Annotated in this window: 7 protein-coding genes; 1 reads left to right on the top strand and 6 read right to left on the bottom strand. The window is 45.4% G+C overall.

What is annotated here, in order from left to right; genetic code table 11:
• Positions 1–218: 218 nt before the first annotated feature.
• From DIJ65_RS00200 to DIJ65_RS00175, 6 genes are all read right to left on the bottom strand, one after another.
• The gene (locus DIJ65_RS00200; RefSeq protein WP_117299810.1) at positions 219–953 is read right to left on the bottom strand and encodes a gamma-glutamyl-gamma-aminobutyrate hydrolase family protein; all 735 of its coding nucleotides are present in this window, start codon (positions 951–953) and stop codon (positions 219–221) included.
• A 142-nt stretch (positions 954–1095) separates the two neighbouring features.
• On the bottom strand, positions 1096–1416 hold the full coding sequence (locus tag DIJ65_RS00195; protein ID WP_117299812.1) for an MGMT family protein: 321 nt from the start codon (positions 1414–1416) through the stop codon (positions 1096–1098).
• A 35-nt stretch (positions 1417–1451) separates the two neighbouring features.
• The gene (locus DIJ65_RS00190; RefSeq protein WP_117299814.1) at positions 1452–1919 is read right to left on the bottom strand and encodes a hypothetical protein; all 468 of its coding nucleotides are present in this window, start codon (positions 1917–1919) and stop codon (positions 1452–1454) included.
• 38 nt (positions 1920–1957) lie between these two features.
• On the bottom strand, positions 1958–2974 hold the full coding sequence (locus DIJ65_RS00185) for a GNAT family N-acetyltransferase (RefSeq protein WP_117299816.1): 1017 nt from the start codon (positions 2972–2974) through the stop codon (positions 1958–1960).
• Positions 2975–2998: 24 nt separating this feature from the next.
• Positions 2999–3664, bottom strand: a complete 666-nt coding sequence (locus DIJ65_RS00180; protein WP_117299818.1) for a YveK family protein — start codon at positions 3662–3664, stop codon at positions 2999–3001.
• 391 nt (positions 3665–4055) lie between these two features.
• Positions 4056–4352, bottom strand: a complete 297-nt coding sequence (locus DIJ65_RS00175) for a MarR family transcriptional regulator (protein ID WP_117299876.1) — start codon at positions 4350–4352, stop codon at positions 4056–4058.
• A gap of 271 nt (positions 4353–4623) precedes the next feature.
• Between DIJ65_RS00175 and DIJ65_RS00170 the strand changes: the two genes are divergently transcribed.
• A complete protein-coding gene (locus tag DIJ65_RS00170) occupies positions 4624–6048 on the top strand; it encodes an NAD-dependent succinate-semialdehyde dehydrogenase (protein WP_117299820.1) in 1425 nt (474 codons plus the stop codon).
• The last annotated feature ends 98 nt before the right edge of the window (positions 6049–6146 follow it).

The raw sequence follows: 6146 nt of genomic DNA, 5'->3' as shown, positions 1-6146 counted from the left end.
GCATCCTCAGCCTTGGAGCATTCAGTTCGATTTGGCTGACAAGCATCCTCAGCCTTGGAGCATTCAGTTCGATTTGGCTGACAAGCATCCTCAGCCTTGGAGCATTCAGTTCGATTTGGCTGACAAGCATCCTCAGCCTTGGAGCATTGCTATTAACAAAGCATAATATCAAAGAAAAGGCTGCTCACTTGAGCAGCCTTTTCTTTTGCACCCATTTATTATTGGTTTTGGTACTTGTCTTTCAGACATTCAGCTACAAATCGGTCAAAAATATTGATGGAAGCCTGGTCGTTTTGGAGAGCAAACTCCTCGGGATGCCATTGGATGCCCAGTACAAATTGGTAATGGTCACTTTCCAGAGCTTCAACCAGCCCGTCTGCAGCACGAGCGGCTACCCGCAGCTGATCTGATACTTTGCGCACTCCCTGGTGATGGAAGGAATTCACATGGAATTTCTTTTCTCCCATAATTTCATATAAACGGCTGTCTTCTTCCAGTTCCACGCTATGGGTTCTGTGTGTACGCATAGCTAATTGCAGATGCTGGTACAACTTCCCTTCAAATTCTGCTTCCAAATCCTGATAATTTGTTCCTCCAAGTGTAATGTTCAGCATTTGCAGCCCACGGCACATTCCCATGAAAGGTTTATCCAATTTCAGAAATTCTGTGATAAGTTTTTCCTCGTATTGGTCACTGCCCGGATAAACTGCGCCGAGGCTCGGGTGCGGCTCCTCTCCGTAAAGGGTCGGGTTAATATCCCCTCCGCCGGTTACGATCAGTCCGTCGAGGCGCTCACATAGTAGCGGAATATCTTCTTCATCAACGATTGTAACAATCAGTGGAATTCCGCCGGATTGCAGGATTGCCTTGGCATATACCGGATCCAGCGTATACGTCTGGTCTTTTTCCACTCGTGCGGTTATACCTATTACTGGTTTTTTTCTATTCGTCATAAATGGGTACCTCTTTCCTGTCATCAGAATTCTACTTTGCTTATATACCCTCGCGCTTAAAAAGCTTAAACATTCGCCTGATGAGGCCAGCAAATGTTTAAGCATCGCATGAGATCGCTGGGTAGAATATACTTCTGCAGGATCAGAAAGCATCGTGCCCCGGGTCATGGCGATAATGCTTCAAGTCGATTTTCCCCAAGCTGCACACTTCCACCCCTTCATTTTGCAGAAGCTTCGTCTGAGACAGGCGGTTGTCTGTATCCTGAAATGAAATTTTGCCCTGTGCATTTATCACTCGATGCCAAGGCAATTCATATTTCGCGCTCATGCTGTGCAGCAGTCTTGCCACTTGTCTGGCCCCTCTCGGACTACCGGCATGGGAGGCAATTTGTCCATAGGTCATGACTCTTCCAGGCGGTATATTTCGAATGACCTTTATTGCCTTTTCCGTAAAAGCCTCCATAAAAATTCTTCCTTTTCAATTGGATTTCCCTTACTTCAGCCTTGCGAATGAAGCTCTTTTTCAAGTTCTCCGTTTTTATAGTCCGAAATCACTGAGCGGCTGAATTTATATAATGGAAGTTTCGCCGTTTTCAACGACAGTCCTTCGCTGGTGTAATGGATATATTCATAATACTTGATTAAGCTGTCGACCACATCCTCGAGTTCTTCCAGTGAACCGGATTGCGGTGATCCAGCTCTCTGGTTGGTATCACTGCTTTCAAGTTCGGCAAAATGGATGCTATGCATCTCTGCCAACTCTTCAACGGTCTGGTCAAATAGGATCTGCCGCTTTTCCAGGCGAAAATACTGCCGCCAATACACAAATATCTCTTTGGCAATCCTCAATTTTTTCGCGCCCTCCACAGCATTCAGGTTTTCCGTCACACAAAGCTGATGCATGATTTTCTTTAATGACATTTTATATTCCCGCTCCACTACTCCTTTATATTGCAGATACTTCACATAGATCCCTCCCAGATAGTTGTGTCAGTGGATCTGATTCAAATATTGCCGTACCGTTTTATCAGTTCTGTTTCTTCTATTGGATGAGTTGAAATGTATGCCTCCGGATCATGGACGACCCTGGCGATAAAGAAAGGTGCAGTGGAAACTGCATACGGTTTGTTAACGTCCACGTCTGAGGCTGCAAGATATCCCGGCTGCTTCCCTGCCAAATGGAAATAATGGAATCCGTTATAAGCTCCCCATTCAGCAATATTGTTCATGAGCACAGTTTCCGCATCCACAAGGTCTGCGCCTTCTGCTTTCCCGCTCAGATGATGGTAAATTGTTTCACCTTTTGTAAGAACATAGGTGGCTGCCAGAAGTTTGTTGTCTTTGTAAGCTCCAAAAAGATGCAGCTCTGGACCCAATGCGCTGACCAGCGATTCAAAATAATCATTGGTGAAAAAATAATAGCTGTCTGTTTCCTCACTTTGCCGTACAGTTGAATAATAGAGGACCAGAAAGTCGAACATATGCCTGACGGTTCCAAGTTTTTTGAAGGTTAAACCGGACGCGTCGGCACCATTAAATCTGTCAGCGCCTGCCTGATCGCTTTCGCTCAGATACGCATTCAGTTGAAGAGTGTAGGTGTCATAAACCGAAATGAGATCCAGCTGCTTTTCGAAGAATTCGGCATTGTGCAGAACAGGATGGAATCGGATATATTCAGCAATAATTTTCTCCGCTTTGCAGAACTCCCCGAAAGCCCTTAAGAAATTCGACGCCAGTTTATGGCCGTCATTGTGAATTTCCAGGACCGGCCCACCATACCCAAACGGAGTGGTGATGTCGTATAACAGGGAGTCGGTTTCCGTCAGCTGCCGCTTTATGAAGGGGTACACGATTTCGCCGTGCCCATCTTCGTCTGTATAATAGAAAAGCATCGCCTCGCCGGGGTCCAATCTGAGAGCGCTCAGCATGTATTCACGTGCATAAAAGATATCCTTGAGATTGAAAAAATCCAGGATTTGCTGCCAGCGGTTGTTTTGGCTGGCAAAGACCAGCTCATACATTCCAGTTTCCCCCCTCGAGAAGCTTTACTTGAACACTGTCTGAAGTTTTGACTGTTTTCTTCTTCGTTCCAGAACGCCTGTGCGGAACAGCATGTTGAACAACTCGGCGATAAGCGCCAATAAAACCCCTACGATAATACCGAAAATCCCTCCGATTGCCAGAACATACAGACCATTTTCCTCCATCACCGAAGGAACTTCTTCAACAGATGCTTTGGCAATGATGCTGAGATTATCGATTTTCAGCCATTCCCAGGATTCCGCCACGACCGATTCAGCAAGCGAGTTTGCTATTTCACCTGCCATTTTTCTGTCTTTGCCTTCCACGGTAATATTGAGCACCTGTGAAGAAGCGACATTGGAAACGGTCACTTTTTCATATAATTCTGCAGGACTCAATGGACTGCCGGTTGTGGAAATTGCTGCGGACAGGACATCCCGGCTCTTGATCATTGCACTGTAAGCATCCATGACTTCCGGATCGGCCAAGTTCTCCACTTGGCTTGCGGCCGGCGCATTCCCACTTGGCTGCTCTATGAATATCTGGCTTGTAGCCTCATAATTCGGGACCAGCAGGAAGGTAAGAAGCGCCCAAGTTATCAATATCGACAACAAAGCAATGGTGCCGATTAACTTTACATGGTTCTTTAGACTCTTAATGATATTAAAAACCATGACTTTATCCGCCATACAATTTACCTCCTTGTCAAAAAGCGATGCAACCTGCTCTTATATATCTAAAAATTCAGATTATTATAGTACCTTTATATCATAATATGATGAGCACTTCTACTAATAAATTAATAAAAATGAAATAAAATTAATGAAATGTAAGCATAAAGACTACCAAAATAATTTCAAATATTACAATTATTACACCGATAGGTTATTGGACTCACAATTCGGGTTAGCATTTACGCATAATAAAAAGCCCAACCCCTTAAGGAATTGAGCTTTTTACAGATATATTTTAAATTGCAGCACTTTGTCTATCGGAACAAATTTGTAATATTAAATCAAATTCTATTCCCTCATATATATTAAAATACTAAAAAAATATCATCAAAAAATTCACGAAAATTTATTCTGACCATAAACCGATAATTCCATTACGCCGATAAATCACTTTTTTATCTTCAAGAACTTTCAGCACTCTGGTTAAGGACTGATGCGGAATTTCTATCTCCTTCGTAATTTCTTTGATCGTCTTGAACAATACACCATCTGAAGATGCATTCCTTGCGAAGTATTCCATAAATTTTTCACCGGTTTCAGCAATACGATCGGATTCGGTTGAAAAACAGTCTTGGCATACCTCATTCACACTTCGCTTGGCAAAGAGGTTTGAATCTGTTTTGCTGCTTTCTCTGACCTCCACCAACTTCCACCTCCTGCTACAGATTCAAAACAATTTCTTTTATTCGTATACCCTTCTTGATTCAAAATAGACATTTCAAAGCAAAAAAAATACAATTCACTGTTAATTGACGTTATAATTTTTTTCGAAACAGTTATGAAATTGGGATTGCTCTGCGGACATCGAAAGCTTATTGATTTTGCGGCTTAACTTTTATCCCGCTAATCTTTAAAGCCGCATTAAAAGGGTATAGCAATAAGGATAGATTGAAATACTTTAGGAGGTTTTACGAATGGAAGGAAAACATTACATCAATGGTGAATGGTCAACTTCAGGTGATGGCGTCATAAAAGTCATGAACCCTGCGACCGGTGAGCAGGTGGGCACCGTTCCGAATGGCGGAGAAGATGAGGCAACTAAAGCAGTGGAAGCGGCAGCCGCAGCCTTTCCCGAATGGTCGAAGACAACGGCTTATCACCGGGCTGAACTGCTGATGAAGTGGCATGACCTCCTGTTGCAAAACAAGCAGCAGGTGGCAGAGATCATGACGAAGGAAATGGGCAAGCCACTTGCTGAAGCAATCGGTGAAATTGAGTATTCCGCTTCCTTTATCTCCTGGTACGCAGAAGAAGGCAAGCGAATGTATGGCCGGACAATTCCCGCCAGCAAAGAGGGCAAGCGCATCCAGATCAATAAGCAGCCGGTTGGTGTTGTCGTTTCCATCACCCCATGGAATTTTCCCGCTGCGATGATGGCGCGGAAAATGGCCCCTGCATTGGCTGCAGGCTGCACGTTCGTCGCCAAACCCGCGAAAATGACACCGCTGACGGCTGTACGGATGTATGAATTGGCCGAAGAAGCCGGCTTCCCGAAAGGTGTCATCAATATGGTTACAGGCAGTGCCGGCAAAATCGGCAAAGTGTTCACCAGCCATCCGTCGGTCCGTAAGCTGACATTTACCGGCTCCACGGAAATCGGCAAAGAATTGATGAAGCAAAGTTCGGAAACGATGCTCAACCTGTCGCTGGAACTGGGCGGACATGCGCCCATCATTGTACTGGATGACGCGAATATTGAGGAAGCGGTCAAAGGCGTCATGGCATCCAAATTCCGCAATGCCGGACAGACCTGTGTCTGTGGAAACCGGATCTATGTACAGGAAGGGATTGTAGAAGAATTTTCACAAAAACTGCAGGAAGCCGCTGCAGGGTTGAAAGTCGGCAATGGTCTTGATGAGGGCGTGCAGATTGGACCGCTTATCGATAAAGACGGGTACGACAAAGTGGCGAAGCATGTGCAGGACGCTGTCGGCAAAGGTGCAAAAGTACTTGTCGGCGGAGATGGCCGCACAGAAAATGATTCCTATTTCTATAACCCGACGGTTCTGATGAATGCAAACTCGGACATGCTGGTCATGAACGAAGAAACATTCGGGCCGGTTGCGCCGATCATGAGCTTCAAAACAGATGAAGAAGCCGTTGCATTGGCAAATGACACGCGCTTCGGATTGGCTGCCTATTTCTTCACGAACAGCATGCAGCGCGGAACGTATCTCGCCGAAAATCTGGATTACGGAATTGTCGGCTGGAACGACGGCATGCCGTCCACTGCCCAGGCGCCGTTTGGCGGCATGAAAGAAAGCGGCATCGGCCGCGAAGGCGGCCAGGAAGGCCTTGAAGCATTCCTGGAAACCAAATATATTTCAATTCAGTTATAAGAAAAGCGGAAGTGCCCGGTTAGCTCTGACAAGCGCTGGAAGCCTTGACGGTAATGGCGGTCTTTGCCATTGACGGCGAGGCTGAAGCGACTCGAGGG

The organism is Planococcus salinarum, from assembly GCF_007004625.1.
GTDB classification, from domain to species: Bacteria; Bacillota; Bacilli; order Bacillales_A; family Planococcaceae; genus Planococcus; species Planococcus salinarum.
The sequence above is the reverse complement of the archived record's forward strand: the minus strand, read 5'-3'. Positions and strand labels throughout refer to the sequence as shown.

Bases quoted from the DNA above. Each gene is read 5' to 3' on its own strand.
- DIJ65_RS00200 (WP_117299810.1), bottom strand. From the start codon at position 953: ATGACGAATAGAAAAAAACCAGTAATAGGTATAACCGCACGAGTGGAA.
- DIJ65_RS00170 (WP_117299820.1), top strand. From the start codon at position 4,624: ATGGAAGGAAAACATTACATCAATGGTGAATGGTCAACTTCAGGTGAT.
- DIJ65_RS00180 (WP_117299818.1), bottom strand. From the start codon at position 3,664: ATGGCGGATAAAGTCATGGTTTTTAATATCATTAAGAGTCTAAAGAAC.
- DIJ65_RS00185 (WP_117299816.1), bottom strand. From the start codon at position 2,974: ATGTATGAGCTGGTCTTTGCCAGCCAAAACAACCGCTGGCAGCAAATC.
- DIJ65_RS00195 (WP_117299812.1), bottom strand. From the start codon at position 1,416: ATGGAGGCTTTTACGGAAAAGGCAATAAAGGTCATTCGAAATATACCG.